This window comes from Arthrobacter sp. GCM10027362, from assembly GCF_042679445.1.
In the GTDB taxonomy this organism is placed as follows: domain Bacteria; phylum Actinomycetota; class Actinomycetes; order Actinomycetales; family Micrococcaceae; genus Crystallibacter.
The window spans coordinates 1-14,691 of record NZ_JBHTML010000098.1 but is presented as its reverse complement, the minus strand read 5'-3'; the positions used below and the strand labels follow the sequence as shown (position 1 = coordinate 14,691).

At 69.5% G+C, this 14,691-nt stretch carries 12 protein-coding genes; 6 read left to right on the top strand and 6 right to left on the bottom strand.

Annotation, left to right across the window (positions count from 1 at the left end; all coding sequences use genetic code 11):
- The 5 genes from recN to ACFQ36_RS14005 all read left to right on the top strand — a co-directional run.
- Nucleotides 1–1,535, top strand: a 1,535-nt coding sequence (gene recN / locus ACFQ36_RS14025; RefSeq protein WP_377014591.1) for a DNA repair protein RecN, incomplete at its 5' end; no start/stop codon positions are given.
- Between the two features lie 54 nt (nt 1,536–1,589).
- Entirely contained in the window at nt 1,590–3,326 is a 1,737-nt protein-coding gene (locus ACFQ36_RS14020) for a CTP synthase (protein WP_377014589.1), read from the top strand.
- 1 nt (nt 3,327) lies between these two features.
- Nucleotides 3,328–4,011 (top strand): NUDIX domain-containing protein, encoded by a 684-nt coding sequence (locus tag ACFQ36_RS14015; RefSeq protein WP_377014587.1) that lies wholly within the window; start codon nt 3,328–3,330, stop codon nt 4,009–4,011.
- Between the two features lie 6 nt (nt 4,012–4,017).
- Nucleotides 4,018–5,001 carry a site-specific tyrosine recombinase XerD gene (gene xerD / locus ACFQ36_RS14010; protein ID WP_377014585.1) on the top strand — a complete coding sequence of 328 codons (984 nt, stop codon included), beginning with the start codon at nt 4,018–4,020 and terminating at the stop codon, nt 4,999–5,001.
- Complete coding sequence (locus ACFQ36_RS14005) at nt 4,998–5,507, top strand: 8-oxo-dGTP diphosphatase (protein ID WP_377014583.1); 510 nt, start codon at nt 4,998–5,000, stop codon at nt 5,505–5,507. The genes xerD and ACFQ36_RS14005 overlap by 4 nt, the downstream gene beginning before the upstream one ends.
- Nucleotides 5,508–5,569: 62 nt before the next feature.
- Here ACFQ36_RS14005 and ACFQ36_RS14000 read toward each other — a convergent pair whose 3' ends face one another.
- Genes ACFQ36_RS14000 through ACFQ36_RS13985 form a run of 4 tightly spaced genes read right to left on the bottom strand, consistent with a single transcriptional unit; the run spans nt 5,570 to nt 9,835 of the window.
- On the bottom strand, nt 5,570–6,718 hold the full coding sequence (locus tag ACFQ36_RS14000) for a bifunctional 2-methylcitrate synthase/citrate synthase (RefSeq protein WP_377014581.1): 1,149 nt from the start codon (nt 6,716–6,718) through the stop codon (nt 5,570–5,572).
- Nucleotides 6,719–6,735: 17 nt separating this feature from the next.
- Nucleotides 6,736–7,662, bottom strand: coding sequence for a methylisocitrate lyase (gene prpB, locus ACFQ36_RS13995; protein WP_377014579.1), 927 nt, complete (start codon nt 7,660–7,662; stop codon nt 6,736–6,738).
- Nucleotides 7,662–9,182: an MmgE/PrpD family protein gene (locus tag ACFQ36_RS13990; protein WP_377014577.1), complete on the bottom strand. Its 1,521-nt coding sequence runs from the start codon at nt 9,180–9,182 to the stop codon at nt 7,662–7,664. The genes prpB and ACFQ36_RS13990 overlap by 1 nt, the downstream gene beginning before the upstream one ends.
- Nucleotides 9,179–9,835 carry a GntR family transcriptional regulator gene (locus ACFQ36_RS13985; protein WP_377014575.1) on the bottom strand — a complete coding sequence of 219 codons (657 nt, stop codon included), beginning with the start codon at nt 9,833–9,835 and terminating at the stop codon, nt 9,179–9,181. The genes ACFQ36_RS13990 and ACFQ36_RS13985 overlap by 4 nt, the downstream gene beginning before the upstream one ends.
- 194 nt (nt 9,836–10,029) lie before the next feature.
- Between ACFQ36_RS13985 and ACFQ36_RS13980 the strand changes: the two genes are divergently transcribed.
- Nucleotides 10,030–11,931 (top strand): propionyl-CoA synthetase, encoded by a 1,902-nt coding sequence (locus ACFQ36_RS13980; protein WP_377014573.1) that lies wholly within the window; start codon nt 10,030–10,032, stop codon nt 11,929–11,931.
- An 18-nt stretch (nt 11,932–11,949) separates the two neighbouring features.
- On the opposite strand, the gene ACFQ36_RS13975 is transcribed toward ACFQ36_RS13980, so the two are convergent.
- Both ACFQ36_RS13975 and ACFQ36_RS13970 read right to left on the bottom strand, forming a co-directional pair.
- Nucleotides 11,950–12,657 (bottom strand): response regulator, encoded by a 708-nt coding sequence (locus ACFQ36_RS13975; protein ID WP_377014571.1) that lies wholly within the window; start codon nt 12,655–12,657, stop codon nt 11,950–11,952.
- A complete protein-coding gene (locus tag ACFQ36_RS13970; RefSeq protein ID WP_377014569.1) occupies nt 12,654–14,369 on the bottom strand; it encodes an ATP-binding protein in 1,716 nt (571 codons plus the stop codon). Before ACFQ36_RS13970 ends, ACFQ36_RS13975 begins: the two co-directional genes overlap by 4 nt.
- Between the last annotated feature and the right edge of the window lie 322 nt (nt 14,370–14,691).

The window sequence follows — 14,691 nt, the reverse complement described above, 5'->3', positions numbered from 1 at the left end:
TGCGGTTGGCGCCGGACAGCCCGGTGCTGGCCCGGGCGGCCGAAGCGGGCGCCGAGGTGGAGGAGTACGACGGCGCCGCCGAGCTGATGCTGGCCCGCACCGTCAATGCGGACGGGCGCAGCCGGGCCTACGTGGGCGGACGCAGTGCCCCGGTGGGGGTGCTGGCCGAACTGGGCGAGCAGCTGGTGGCGGTGCACGGCCAGTCCGACCAGCTCAGGCTCAAGAGCCAGGCTGCCCAGCGCGAGGCGTTGGACAAGTTCGCCGGGCCGGCCCTGGCTGCGGCGCTGGCGGCCTACCAGGCTTCCTACCACCGCTGGCGCGAGGCGACCGCGGAGCTGGGCACCTTGCGCACCGAGGCCCGCGAGCGGCTGCGGGAGGCCGAAAGCCTGCAGCTGGCGCTGGAGGAGATCGACGGCGTGGATCCGCAGCCGGGCGAGGACGAGGACCTGAAGGCCGAGGCGTTGAAGCTGGCCAACGTGGAACAGCTGCGCGCGGCAGCGGTGCTGGCCCACCAGGCGCTGGTTGCGGAGGAGGACTACGGGGAGTCCTCCGACGCGGTCACCCTGGTGGACGCGGCCAAGCGGAGCCTGGAACAGGTGCGGGACGAGGATCCGGAACTGGGCAAGGCGGCCGAACGCCTGGCCGAGGTCGGCTATGTGCTGGCGGACGTGGCCGCGGAGCTGGCCAGCTATGCCGCGTCGCTGGACAGCGAGGGCCCGGGCCGGCTCGAGGAGGTGGAGAGCCGGCGGGCGGACCTGGCCAAGCTGGTGCGCAAGTACGCCCCGAGCATCGACGAAGTGCTCGAATGGAGCGCCGCGGCGCGGGCGCGGCTCGACGAGCTGACCGATGATTCGTCCCGGATCGAGCGGCTGGAGGCGGAGATCGCCGAGCTGGAACAGCGGCTGCAGGAACAGGCCGCCGCCGTCACCGCCCTGCGCCGGGAGGCAGCCGGTGAGCTGGCGTCCCGCGTGGGCAGGGAACTGGCGGCCCTGGCGATGGCCAATGCGCAGCTGAACATCGAGATCGAGCCGGCGGAGCTGTCTTCGCACGGTGCGGACAGTATTTCCTTCCTGCTCAAGCCGCACGCCGGTGCCGCGCCCCGGCCGCTGGGCAAGGGTGCCTCCGGCGGTGAACTGTCGCGGGTGATGCTCGCCATCGAGGTGGTGCTGGCGGCGGTGGACCCGGTGCCGACCTTCGTGTTCGACGAGGTGGATTCCGGCGTCGGCGGCAAGGCCGCCGTCGAAATCGGCCGGCGGCTGGCGATGCTGGCCAAGTATGTCCAGGTGATCGTGGTCACCCATCTGCCGCAGGTGGCAGCCTTCGCGAACCAGCACATCCGGGTGTTCAAGACCTCGTCCCCGGCCAAGGCCGGAGGCAAGGACAACAGCGAGGGCGTGACGGCCAGCGACGTCACGCTGCTGACGGACGAGGAACGGGTCACCGAACTGGCCCGGATGCTCGCCGGCCAGGAGGAATCCCAATCCGCCCGGGCGCACGCCCTGGAACTGATCGAGGGGGCCAGGCAGGGACTGTGACCGGGTAGCATCGGCAGCAGGCAGCGCGGCGTCGGACCCGGGGCCGCCGGAAAGGTGATAGGCTCGAATTCCGTGGTGCAGCGAACTAATTCCCGATTCTCCAAGTCGTCCCAGACGACCAAACACATCTTCGTCACCGGCGGCGTGGCGTCCTCGCTCGGGAAGGGGCTGACGGCTTCCAGCCTCGGCCACCTGCTCCGGGCCCGTGGCCTCTCGGTCACCATGCAGAAGCTGGATCCCTACCTGAACGTGGATCCGGGAACCATGAACCCCTTCCAGCACGGCGAGGTCTTCGTCACCGACGACGGCGCCGAGACGGACCTGGACATCGGGCACTACGAGCGCTTCCTGGACGAGAGCCTGGACGGCTCCGCCAACGTGACCACCGGGCAGGTCTACTCCACGGTCATCGCCAAGGAGCGCCGCGGCGAGTATCTGGGCGACACGGTCCAGGTCATCCCGCACATCACCGACGAGATCAAGCGCCGGATGCGGCTGCCCGCCGAGCCTGCCGCCGGCCGGAAGGCCCCGGACGTGATCATCACCGAAATCGGCGGTACGGTCGGGGACATCGAGTCCCAGCCGTTCCTGGAGTCCGCCCGCCAGGTGCGCCAGGACATCGGCCGGTCCAACGTCTTCTTCCTGCACGTTTCGCTGGTGCCGTACATCGGTCCGTCGCAGGAGCTGAAGACCAAGCCCACGCAGCACTCCGTGGCCGCCCTGCGTTCGATCGGCATCCAGCCGGACGCCATCGTGATCCGCTCCGACCGGGAAGTGCCGCAGCCGATGCGGGAGAAGATCGGGCGCATGTGCGACGTCGACGTTGACGCCGTCATCGGCTGCCCGGACGCGCCGAGCATCTATGACATCCCCAAGACGCTGCACTCCCAGGGACTCGACGCGTACATCGTCCAGGCCCTGGACCTGAAGTTCAAGGATGTGAACTGGACCAAGTGGAACCGGTTGCTTGAGGCCGTCCACAATCCCCGGCACGAGGTCGAGGTGGCCCTGGTAGGCAAGTACATCGACCTGCCGGACGCCTACCTCTCCGTCACCGAAGCGCTGCGCGCCGGCGGCTTTGCCAACAAGACCCGGGTCAAGATCCGCTGGGTGCCCTCGGATGACTGCGCGTCCGAGGACGGTGCGGCCACGTCCCTGGCCGGCGTGCAGGCAATCTGCGTCCCCGGCGGCTTCGGCATCCGCGGCCTCGAGGGCAAGCTCGGCGCGCTCAAGTTCGCCCGCGAGCACAAGGTGCCCACCCTCGGCCTGTGCCTGGGCCTGCAGTCCATGGTGATGGAATATGCGCGCAACGTGGTGGGCCTCGAGGGTGCTTCGTCCACGGAATTCGATCCGGACACGGAATACCCGGTCATCGCCACCATGGAAGAGCAGCTGGACATCGTCGAAGGCCGCGGCGACCTGGGCGGCACCATGCGCCTGGGCCTCTATGAGGCCTCGCTGGTTCCCGGCTCCGTGATCGCCTCCACCTACGGCACGACCGAGGTGAGCGAGCGGCACCGGCACCGCTACGAGGTCAACAACCAGTACCGGCCGCAGCTGGCCGAGGCCGGGCTGGTCTTCTCCGGTACGTCTCCGGACGGCAAGCTGGTCGAGTTCGTCGAGCTGCCGGCGGAGGTGCACCCGTACTACGTCTCCACGCAGGCCCACCCGGAGCTGAGCTCGCGGCCGACCCGGCCGCACCCGCTCTTTGCCGGCCTGATCGCCGCGGCCCTAAACCACGGCAAGGCACCGGCGAAGAAGGAAAACACCGGCGCCAAGGCCGGGGCCTAGGATGGTTGCTGCCGCTTCCCCCGGGCTTGCCGACCAGCCGGATCCGCGGAAACTGCTGGATTCGAAGGTTGTCTACGAGGGCCGGATCTGGGACGTCGTCAGTGACACGTTCAGCCTGGACGGCAGCGGCGAGGACGCCCTGGTCCGCGACTACATTGCCCACCCCGGCGCTGTGGCGGTCCTGGCCATGGACAGCGCCGAACGGGTCCTGCTGCTGAAGCAGTACCGGCAGCCGGCGCGGATGTCCCTGTGGGAGATTCCGGCCGGGCTGCTCGATGTCGACGGCGAGGACTTCGCCGCCGCCGCGGCACGCGAGCTGGCCGAGGAGGCGGACCTGACCGCACGGCGCTGGGACGTGCTGGTGGACTTCTTCAATTCGCCCGGGTCCTCCAGCGAGGCGATCCGGATCTACCTGGCCCGGGATCTGGCCGATGTTCCCGAGGACCAGCGGCATGTGCGCACCGATGAGGAAGCCGAGATCGAGCACCGCTGGGTGGACCTCGAGGAGGCCGTGGCCGCCATCCTGGGCGGACGGCTGCACAATCCGTCCGCCGTCGTCGGCATCCTCGCGGCCGCCGAGGCGGCCCGGACGGGCTTCAGCGGGCTGCGCCCGGCGGACGCGCCCTGGCCCGAACATCCCTCGCAGCGCCATACCTGGGGTACGCCGGGGCGGGACAGGGCCTGAGCGCCGATGCCAGTATCCGGGGCGGGAGTCGCGACAGCCGCGGGGCCGGGCGGACCGACGCCGCTCGGCCGCGCCGCGGAGGACTATCTGCAGCACATGGGGGTGGAACGCGGCCTGGCCGCCAATACCCTGGCCGCATACCGGCGGGACCTGAACCGCTATCTGCGCTTCCTGCAGCAGCGCGGCATCACCGCCCCGGGGGACATCTCGCGCCAGGACGTGTCCGCGTTCGCGCAGGCGTTGTCCGACGGAGCCGACGGCGCGTCGCCGCTGAGCGTGCGCTCGGCGGCCCGGACGATCGTGGCGGTCCGCGGGCTGCATAAGTTCTGGGTGCTCGAAGGCACCACCGTTTCCGACGCCGCCGGGGATGTGCATCCGCCGATGCCGGGCAAGCGCCTGCCCAAGGCGATCTCGGTGGCCGAGGTGGCCCGGCTGCTCGAGTCCGTGGGCACCGACTCTCCGGCCGGGCTACGCGACCGGGCGCTGCTGGAGTTCCTGTATTCCACAGGCGCCCGGATCAGCGAAGCCGTGGGGCTGGATGTGGACGATGTGGCGGTCGAACGCGACGGCGACGGGCCCGCCGTCGTCCGCCTGTTCGGCAAGGGCTCCAAGGAGCGGGTGGTGCCGCTGGGCTCCTACGCGGCCGAGGCCATCGACAACTACCTGGTCCGGGCCCGTCCCGGGATCGCGGCCAAGGGCCGGGGGACGCCGGCGTTGTTCCTCAATGTCCGAGGCGGGCGGCTGAGCCGGCAGAGCGCCTGGACCATCCTGAAGACCGCGGCCGAGAAGGCCGGCATTGCCCAGGACGTCTCCCCGCACACGCTGCGGCATTCCTTTGCCACCCACCTGCTCGAAGGCGGGGCGGATGTGCGGGTGGTGCAGGAGCTGCTCGGGCATGCCTCCGTGACCACCACCCAGGTCTACACCCTGGTCACGGCGGACACCCTGCGTGAGGTCTTCGCGGCGGCCCATCCCCGGGCCGTGGGGTGAGCCGGCAGCGGAGGAACGTCAGGGCCCGGCCCATCGCCGTCGCCCTGTGCTTTCTGCTGCGCGGGGACGGCCCGGGCCTGAGCGTGCTGCTCGGGCGCAAGAAGGCCGGCTTCGGCGCCGGCAAGGTGGTCGGCGTCGGCGGCAAGCTGGAACCGGGGGAGAGCAGCGTCGAGGCGGCCTGCCGCGAGGTGCTGGAGGAAACCGGGGTGCTGGTCCGGACCGAGCACCTGCGGCCGGCGGGCCGGATCTTCTTCGACTTCCCGGCCAACCCGGGCTGGAACATGGATACGGAACTGTTCGTGGCCCGGCAGTGGGAGGGCGAGCCGGCCGAATCCGAAGAGATCGTGCCGGCCTGGTACCAGGTGGCCGCCCTGCCGCTGGCGGATATGTGGCACGACGCCGGCAACTGGCTGCCGCTGGCCCTCACCGGGGGTGTGCCGCAGCTGCGGATCGTGCTCAACCGCGACAACGAGACGGTGGCCGCGGTCCTGCCGCTGGCCCGGTAGGCCGGTATGCCGGATCGCGCCCCGTCCAGGCGTGGACGGGGCGCGATCCGGCAGTGGACAGGTTAGAGCTGCACGGAGCGCTGGTCCGGCCCGTTGTACTCGCTCAGCGGGCGGATCAGGGAGTTGGCCTCGAGCTGTTCCATGATGTGGGCGGTCCAGCCGGTGATCCGGGCGGCGACAAAGATCGGGGTGAACGTCTGGGTGTCGAAGCCCATCAGGTGGTAGGCGGGCCCGGCGGGGTAGTCCAGGTTCGGCTCGATGTTCTTGCGCTGGTGCATGCCGGCGGCCAGCGCGTCGTACAGGACGCTGATTTCGGGGCGGTTGTAGTGCAGGATCATCCGGTCCAGCGCCGCCTTCATGGTCGGCACCCGGGAATCGCCGTGCTTGTACACCCGGTGCCCGAAGCCCATGATCTTCTTCTTGCTCGCCAGGGCGTCCTCCAGCCAGGCGGTGGCCCGCTCGGCCAGGTTGTCCCCGTCCAGGCCGATCTGCTCGAAGGTCTCCATCACGGCCTCGTTCGCGCCGCCGTGCAGCGGGCCCTTCAGGGCGCCGATCGCCCCGGTGACCGCCGAGTGCAGGTCCGAGAGCGTGGAGGTGATCACCCGGGCGGTGAAGGTGGAGGCGTTGAAGGAGTGCTCGGCGTAGAGGATCATCGAGGTGTTGAAGGCGTCCGCCACGTCCGGGGCGGCCTCCTCGCCGAAGCTCATCCAGAGGAAGTTCTCCGCGTAGCCCAGGTCCGGCCGCGGGTCCACCGGCTCCTGGCCGTGCCGCCGGCGCTGGTCGTAGGCCACCACGGCGGGGAAGGCGGCGAACAGGTCCATCGCCTTTGCCAGGTTGGCCTCGGGCGAGGAGTCCTCCGCCTGCGGGTGGCGGGCCCCGATCACGGACGCGGCAGTCCGGCACACATCCATCGGATGGGAGGCCAGCGGCAGGGTGTCGATCACCGATTTCACCACCGGGTCCAGGGCCCGGTTCGCGCGCTCGCGCCGGGTGAATTCGGCCAGCTGCCCGTCGTCGGGCAGTTCCCCGTTCCAGAGCAGGTAGGCCACTTCCTCGAAGCTGCACTTGGCGGCCAGTTCCTGGACCGGGTAGCCGCGGTACAGCAGCGAGTTGGTCTCCGGATTGACCTTGGAAATGCGCGTGGTGTCCACCACAACGCCGGCCAGCCCCTTATGGATCTGCGGAGCGGGCGCAGTGGTTTCAGTAATCATGACGGCTCCTTGCTGATTCATTTCGTGCCGAGGGACTGGGCAGGCTGGCCCGGCACCTGGAAGTTGAAGACCGAGGTATCAAAGTGGTTGTACGCTTCATAATCCACCAATTCGTACAAACGTGCACGCGTGAGCATGTTCGGTACCTCGGATGCCTGTGTGCCCTCGGCCTTGAGGACCTCGAGGGTGCGTTCGGCGGCGCCCATGGCGATGCGCAGCAGGGTGACCGGGTAGATCACCATGTTCACGCCCGCCTCGGCCAGCTGGTCCACGGTGAACAGGTCGCTCTTGCCGAATTCGGTCATGTTCGCCAGCACCGGCACGTCCACGGCGTCCCGGATGGCGGCGAACTCCTCGAGCGTGGCCATCGCCTCGGGGAAGATGGCGTCCGCGCCGGCGTCCACCAGGGCCTTCGCCCGGTCCTGCGCGGCGGCGAGGCCGTCCACGGCCCGGATGTCGGTGCGGGCCATGATCAAAAAGTCCGGGTCCCGGCGTGCGTCCGCGGCGGCGCGGATCCGTTTGGCGGCGGTGCCGGTGTCCACCACGTTCTTGCCGTCCAGGTGCCCGCAGCGCTTGGGGTTGAACTGGTCCTCGATGTGGCAGCCGGCCAGCCCGGCGTTTTCCAGCTCCTGGATGGTGCGGGCCACGTTCATGGGTTCGCCGAAGCCGGTGTCCGCGTCCACCAGGGCCGGCAGGTCGGTCATCCGGGCAATCTGCCCGGCCCGGGTGGCGACCTCGGTCAGGGTGGTCAGGCCGATGTCGGGCAGGCCCAGGTCGTTGGCCAGCACGGCGCCGGAAATGTAGACGCCGTCAAAGCCCTTTTCCTCGATCAGCTTCGCGGACAGGGGATTGAACGCCCCGGGGAACCGGGCGATGGTGCCGGAGGAGAGCATGGCACGCAGCGCGGCCCGCTTCTGCTCCGGAGTGGTCTTCGAATACAGCATCAGAAGAGTCCCTTCGGTCCGGAGGACAGGTCGATGACCCCGTCCGCGGCCTGGATGTTCAGCTGGTCCAGCTCGCCTGCGGCCAGTTCGGGCAGGCGTTCGACGGCGGCCAGGAACCTGTCGATCTCGGCGTCGTCCACCACACCCCGGGCCAGGGTGCGCAGCTTGTTGACGTACTGCCCGCGGGCGAAGGGCCGGGCGCCGAGCGGGTGGGCGTCCGCCACGGCGATCTCGTCCACCAGCGTGGAACCGTCGGCCAGGGTGATTTCCACCCGGCCGCCGAAGGCCTTTTCGCTGATGTCCAGCGAGTGGTAGCGGCGGGTCCATTCCGGATCCTCTTGCGTGGTGACCTTGCGCCAGAGCCCGACGGTGTCCGGCCGGCCGGCGCGTTCCGGGCTGTAGGAATCCACGTGGTGCCAGGAGCCGTCCTGCAGCGCCACCGTGAAGATGTAGGGGATGGAGTGGTCCAGCGTCTCGCGCGAGGCCGTCGGATCGTACTTCTGCGGGTCGTTGGCGCCCGAGCCGATCACGTAGTGCGTGTGGTGCGAGGTGTGGATGACGACGCTCTTGACGTTGGCCGGATCGGCCAGTTCCGGATGCTCCTGGTGCAGCCTGCGGGCCAGGTCGATCAGGGCCTGGGCCTGGTATTCGGCCGAGTGCTCCTTGGTGTAGGTGTCCAGGATGGCGCGCTTGGCCTCGCCCGGGGCCGGCAGCGGCACCTCGTAGGAGGCCTCCGGCCCGTCCAGCAGCCAGGCGATCACGCCGTCTTCGCCTTCGTAGATCGGCACCGGGGAGGTCTGCCCGCGCATGGCGCGGTCCACCGCTTCCACGGCCATCTTGCCCGCGAAGGCCGGGGCATGGGCCTTCCAGGTGGAGATCTCGCCCTTGCGGGACTGGCGGGTCGCCGTCGTCGTGTGCAGCGCCTGGCCGATGGCCTGGAAGATGGTTTCGACCTCGAGCCCCAGCAGCGTGCCGATCCCCGCCGCGGCCGAGGGACCGAGGTGGGCCACGTGGTCGATCTTGTGCTTGTGCAGGCAGATGGCCTTGGCCAGGTCCACCTGGATCTCGTAGCCGGTCGCGATCCCGCGGACCAGGTCCCGGCCGGCGGCACCGGTATGCTGGGCGACGGCCAGGATCGGCGGGATGTTGTCGCCCGGGTGCGAGTACTCGGCGGCCAGGAACGTGTCGTGGTAGTCCAGTTCGCGCACCGCCACGCCGTTGGCCCAGGCAGCCCACTCCGGCGAGGTCTTCTGCGGAACGCCGAAGATGCCGGCCCCGGCCCCGCCGGTCGATACCGGATGGCTCAGGGCCTGGGCCCGGGCCGCCACGATGGGACCGCGGTTCAGGGACGCGATGGCCACGGAGGCATTGTCGATGATCCGGTTGCTGACCATTTCGGTGACTTCGTCCGTGACTGGAACCGGGTCCGCGGCGACCTGGGCGATCTTCCAGGCGAGCTGCTCTTCGCGCGGCAGGTTTTCCTCGCTGCGGTAGACGCGCACCTTGTGATTAATGGTCATGAAGCTGTCCTCTCGGATGACTGCTGGGTGGATTTGAGGTGTTCGAGACTCTGGTGCAGGTGCACGAGGGTGGCCGCCGCCGCGAGCTGGCTGTCGCCGGCGGCGATGGCGCCGGCGATGTTGGCGTGTTCGGTGGCCGCGGCCAGCAGGCGGTCGGGGTTGTCCTTGGCCAGGCGCCGGATCCGCGCCATGTGCACGCGCAGGTTCCTCAGTGCCTGGCTGAGGTATTCGTTGGCGGCGGCCTCGTCGATGGTCGCATCCAGGCGGGCCACCAGCTCGTAGTAGCTGTGCCGGTCCGGGTCGTCCCCGCGCAGCAGCGAGGCCGCGGAGGCGAATTCCTGCTGCAGCTTCCGGAAGTCATCCGGCTGTCCGCGGCGGGCTGCCAGCGAGGCGGCCTGGCACTCCAACGCCGTGCGCAGCTCGAACAGTTCGGCCACATTGTCCAGGGAGATGTCGGTGACGACGACGCCGCGTCCGCTGTGCGGTGCGGCCAGGCCCTCGGCGGTGAGCCGGCTCAGGGCCTCGCGCAGCGGAGTGCGGGAAACGCCGAGGCGCTCGGCCTGCTCGACCTCTCCCAGCACCGTCCCCGGGGGGATGCGCCATTCGACGATGTCCTCGCGCAGCGCCCAATAGGCGCGGTCGCTGGCACGCATGCCGCCTCCTTCCCGGTCCGCCGTGCTGTGCTGGCCTGAAACCGGCACCTGACACTTCGATTGTATACACGGAAACGCCAGAGGCAAGAGAATTCCGCAAATTTTCCGGACTTATGTATACAGAAGCCTTGTTTTACCGCGGAGGAGCGGCCTACCATGAACTGCATCACACCGGACGGATCCGAGGAGACGATGTGGACGCCAGCTACCGCGGTACCTATGAATTCAGCTGCCGGGACCCGGAACGGTTCTGGCTCGAGGCCGCTGCCGGCGTCGACTGGGACACGCCGCCGCGGCAGGCGCTGGACGAGAGCGCCGCGCCGATCTACCGCTGGTTCCCGGACGGTGAACTCAATACCAGCGTCAATGCCCTGGACAGGCACGTAGCAGCCGGCCGCGGGGACGCGACCGCCCTGGTCTACGATTCGGCCATGCTGGGGATCCGGCGCAGCTACAGCTACCAGGAACTGCTGCGGGAAGTAGAGTTGTTCGCCGGAGTGCTCAAGGCCCGCGGCATCGGACGCGGGGACCGCGTGGTCATCTACCTGCCGATGGTGCCCGAGGCCGTCGTCGCCATGCTGGCCTGCGCCCGCCTGGGCGCGGTGCATTCGGTGGTGTTCGGCGGTTTTGCCCCGCGCGAGCTGGCAGCGCGTATCGACGACGCCCGGCCGGCCGCCATCGTCACGTGCAGCGGCGGGATCGAACCGTCGCGCCGGATCGAATACCTTCCGGCGGTGGCCGAGGCGCTTGCGCTCGCCGGCCACACGGTGGCGGACGTGATCGTCAAGGCCCGCGGAGGTTTCGAACACGGGGTGGACGAGTACGCCGGCAGCCGGGAGGGCACCGGCTGGCATGACTGGGACCGGCTGGCCGCGGCCGCCGAACCGGCGGGCCCGGTGGCCGTGGCGGCCACGGACCCGCTGTACATCCTCTACACCTCCGGCACCACCGGGGCACCCAAGGGCGTGGTGCGGGACAACGGCTCGCACGCGGTCGCCCTGACCTGGTCGATGAAGAACATCTACGACGTCGGCGCCGGGGACGTGATGTTCACCGCCTCGGACGTGGGCTGGGTGGTGGGGCACTCCTACATCGTCTACGGCCCGCTGCTGGCCGGGGCCACCACCGTGCTTTACGAGGGCAAGCCCGTGGGCACCCCGGATGCGGGAGCCTTCTGGCGGATCGTTCAGGACCACAGGGTCAAAGTGCTCTTCACCGCGCCCACGGCGCTGCGGGCCATCCGCAAGGCCGACCCGGAAGCGGCGAAGGTCAGGGAGTACGACCTTTCCAGCCTGCACACGCTGTTCGCCGCGGGGGAGCGGCTGGACCCCGAAACCTATCAATGGGCCTCCGCCGCGCTGGGTGTTCCGGTGATCGACCACTGGTGGCAGACGGAGACCGGCTGGGCCATCGCCGCGAATCCGGTGGGCCTGGAACGGCTGCCGCTGAAGCCCGGTTCGCCCACGGTGCCGGTGCCCGGCTACCAGCTGATGGTGGTCGACGGCGCCGGCCGGCCGGTGCCGCCAGGGGTTGAAGGCAATATCGTGATCAAGCTGCCGCTGCCGCCGGGGACGCTGACCACGTTGTGGGGCAACGACGAGCGCTTCATCCAGTCCTACCTGGCGGTCTTCGACGGGTACTACAGCACAGGGGATTCCGGCTACCTGGACGAGGACGGGTACCTGTTCGTCATGGGCCGCACCGACGATGTCATCAATGTCTCCGGGCACCGGCTCTCCACGGGCGCAATGGAACAGGCGGTGGCCGCGCATCCTGCCGTTGCCGAATGCGCCGTGATCGGGGTGGCCGATCCGCTCAAGGGGCAGCGTCCCAGCGGCTATGTGGTCCTCAAGCGCGGGGCGGACATCGGTGCAGAGCAGCTGCGGCAGGAGCTGGTGGCACTGGTCCGGGCGCAGATCGGCCCGGTGGCGGACTTCAAGGACGTCCAGGTGGTTCCGGCCCTGCCCAAGACCCGCTCGGGCAAGATCCTGCGCAAGACGATGCGCCAGATGGCCGACGGCGAGCAGTACACCGTGCCGTCGACCATCGAGGACGCCTCGGTCCTGGACGACCTGCTGCCCATCCTGCGGCCGTAGAGTGGGGCGGCCCAATCCCTACTGGCGCCAGCGGTATTCGAATTCCGGCCGGCCGCGGGTGCCGTAGCGGGGCGTCCGGGACACCGTGTTCTGCTCGGCGAGGTGTTCCAGGTAGCGCCGGGCGGTGACCCGCGACATCCCGAGCCGTTCGCCGACTTCGACGGCGGAGACCGGGCTGCCGCCGTCCCTGAGCAGGCCGATGACGTTCTCGAGGGTGTCCTCGGACAGCCCCTTGGGCACCGTTGCCGGTCCCGGGGTGCGCAGGGCGGCAAGGGCCATGTCCACGGCCGCCTGGGTGGTGGCTTGGCCGTGCTGGGCCAGGCTCTCGCGGAACTGGCGGTAGTGGTGCAGCTTGTCGCTGAAGGCGGCGAAGGTGAACGGCTTGATCAGGTACTGGGCAACACCGGAGGCAATCGCCTTGCGCACCATCGGCAGTTCGCGCACCGCAGTGACGGCGATGATGCCCACCGGCAGGCCGGCCCCGCGGATCCGGCGCAGGATGTCCAGTCCGTGGTAGTCCGGCAGGTTCATGTCCAGCAGCACCAGATCCACCGGAACGTGCGGCCCGTGTCGCTGCTGGGACAGGCCCAGCAGCGACAATGCCTCCGACCCGGTCCGGGCCACGGCAGCCAGTTCGAAGCCGTCGACGCGACGAACGTATTCGGCGTGGGCGGCCGCGGCGATTTCCTCGTCCTCGACCACCAACACCCGGATCGGGGCGCTCATGCCGGGTCCCCTTCCGGATTCGCGGCCGGTTTTCCTTCCAGCGGAAGGCTGACCGTAAAGACCGTGCCGTCGTCGTTCTCCACGGTGATTTCCCCTTGCAGCCTCTTGACGGCCTGGCGCACCAGCGCCAGGCCGACGCCCCGTCCCTGCGCGCCGGCAGGCTTGGTGCTGTAGCCCAGCTCGAAGGCCCGGTGCAGCGCTTCGCCGGACAGCCCCGGCCCGTTGTCCCGGACCTCGATCCAGAGCCGGTCCGGCCCTGTCAGGAAGTCCACCGACACCTCCTTCACCTCCTGCACCCCCGTGTCCCCGGCAGGACCGGGGCCGGCGACAGTGACGGCGTCGAAGGCGTTATCCAGCAGGTTTCCGACGATGGTGACCAGGTCCGCCGGATCCAGGCGCCGGGCACCGGCAGGAACGCCCGCCGCAGGGACGCCGATGCTGCCGGCCGTGATGCCCAGGTTGATGCCGAGTTCGTTCGCCTGGGCGGCCTTGCCCACCAGCAGGGCGGTGACGAAGGGCTCGTCCACCGCGGCCACCACCTCGTCCGTCAGCTGCTGGGATTGCTGCAGGTCGCGTGCGGCGAACTGCAGGGCCTCGTCCCCGCGGCCGAGTTCGATCAGCGACACGATGGTGTGCAGCCGGTTCGAATGCTCATGTGTCTGGGCCCGCAGGGCATTGGCGAGCGTGCGCATGGATTCGACCTCGCCGGCCAGGGACTGGATTTCGGTGTGGTCGCGCAGGATGGCCACGGTGCCGAGCCGCTGGCCGGCACTGCCGGCGTCGGAGGCGGTCCGCGGCCGGGGACCCGGCCTGCCCGGCGGCGGCAGGGCGGGGTCCTGGCTGACGACGAGGATCCGGTCCTCGGTGGCGTAGTGTTCGTCCCGGGCCTGCCGGCCGCTGAGCAGCAGCTGCCGCAGGTCCTGGGGCAGCGGCAGGGAGGCCACGTCCATCGGGGGACTGCCGGGTTCGCGCAACGGCAGGTCCAGCAGCCGGGCCGCATGGTCGTTGTACAGCACGAGCCGGCCCTGCGGGTCCACCATCAGCAGGCCTTCACGCACCGAATGCAGCAGCGATTCGTAGGAGACGAAGATGCTGGAGAGCTGCTCCGGGCCCCAGCCGAGGGTAACCCGGCGCAGGTACCTGCTGATCAGCCAGGACACCAGGGTGGACAGGGCCAGGATGGCCAGGCCGGTGAGGATGACGAAGGGCACCCGGGCGTTGACGGCCACCGCTACGTTCGTGACGGTGACCCCGGCGGCCACCAGCGCCTTGACGGACCCGGAGGCATCCTTGACCGGCACGATGGCCCGGACGGACGGGCCCAGCGTGCCGGCGAAGACCTCGGTCGCCGGCCGCCCCCGCCGGGCTGTTTCGATGCTCCCGATGTACTTGCGGCCGATCTGCTCCGGATCCGGATGGGTGAAGCGGGTGCCGTCCGGCGCCATGATGGTGATGAAATCCACCGGGGTGTCCCGGGCAATGTCCTCCACATACGGCTGGAGCACCCGGGTGGGCGAGGGGGACCGGACCGCGTCGAGCACGAACGGGCTGTCCGCAACGGCCACCGCGAGCGAGAGCATGCGCTGCGCGGCCCGGTCATAAGCCTGCTGCCGGGCATCCAGGAACAGCACCGTGGACACCGCCGCCGTGACCAGGGCGACCAGCAGCAGCTGGCCGGCAAAGATCCTGGCCGCCACGCTCCAGTTCTTCACGGGCATCTCCTTCCGCCATCCTCCGCCGTCCTCCACGGTACGGGCCGGCGAACAGTATGAACTCAATAGTGATCCAGCCCACTGTGAGCCGGAACATGGTGGGCATGGCCGGGGAGGTCCCGGCCGGTGTCAACCATCCAGGAGTTCCTCCCATGGCATCGTCAGTATCTGAAGCATCGCCGCTGCAGGTTCCGCCAGTCCGGCAGAAGCGCAAGAAGGACAAGACGCATTTCCTTTATCTTGCCGTCATTGCCGCGGTGGTGCTCGGCGCCGTCCTGGGCCTGCTGGCACCTGAGTTCGCCAAAGGCCTCAAGCCCCTGGG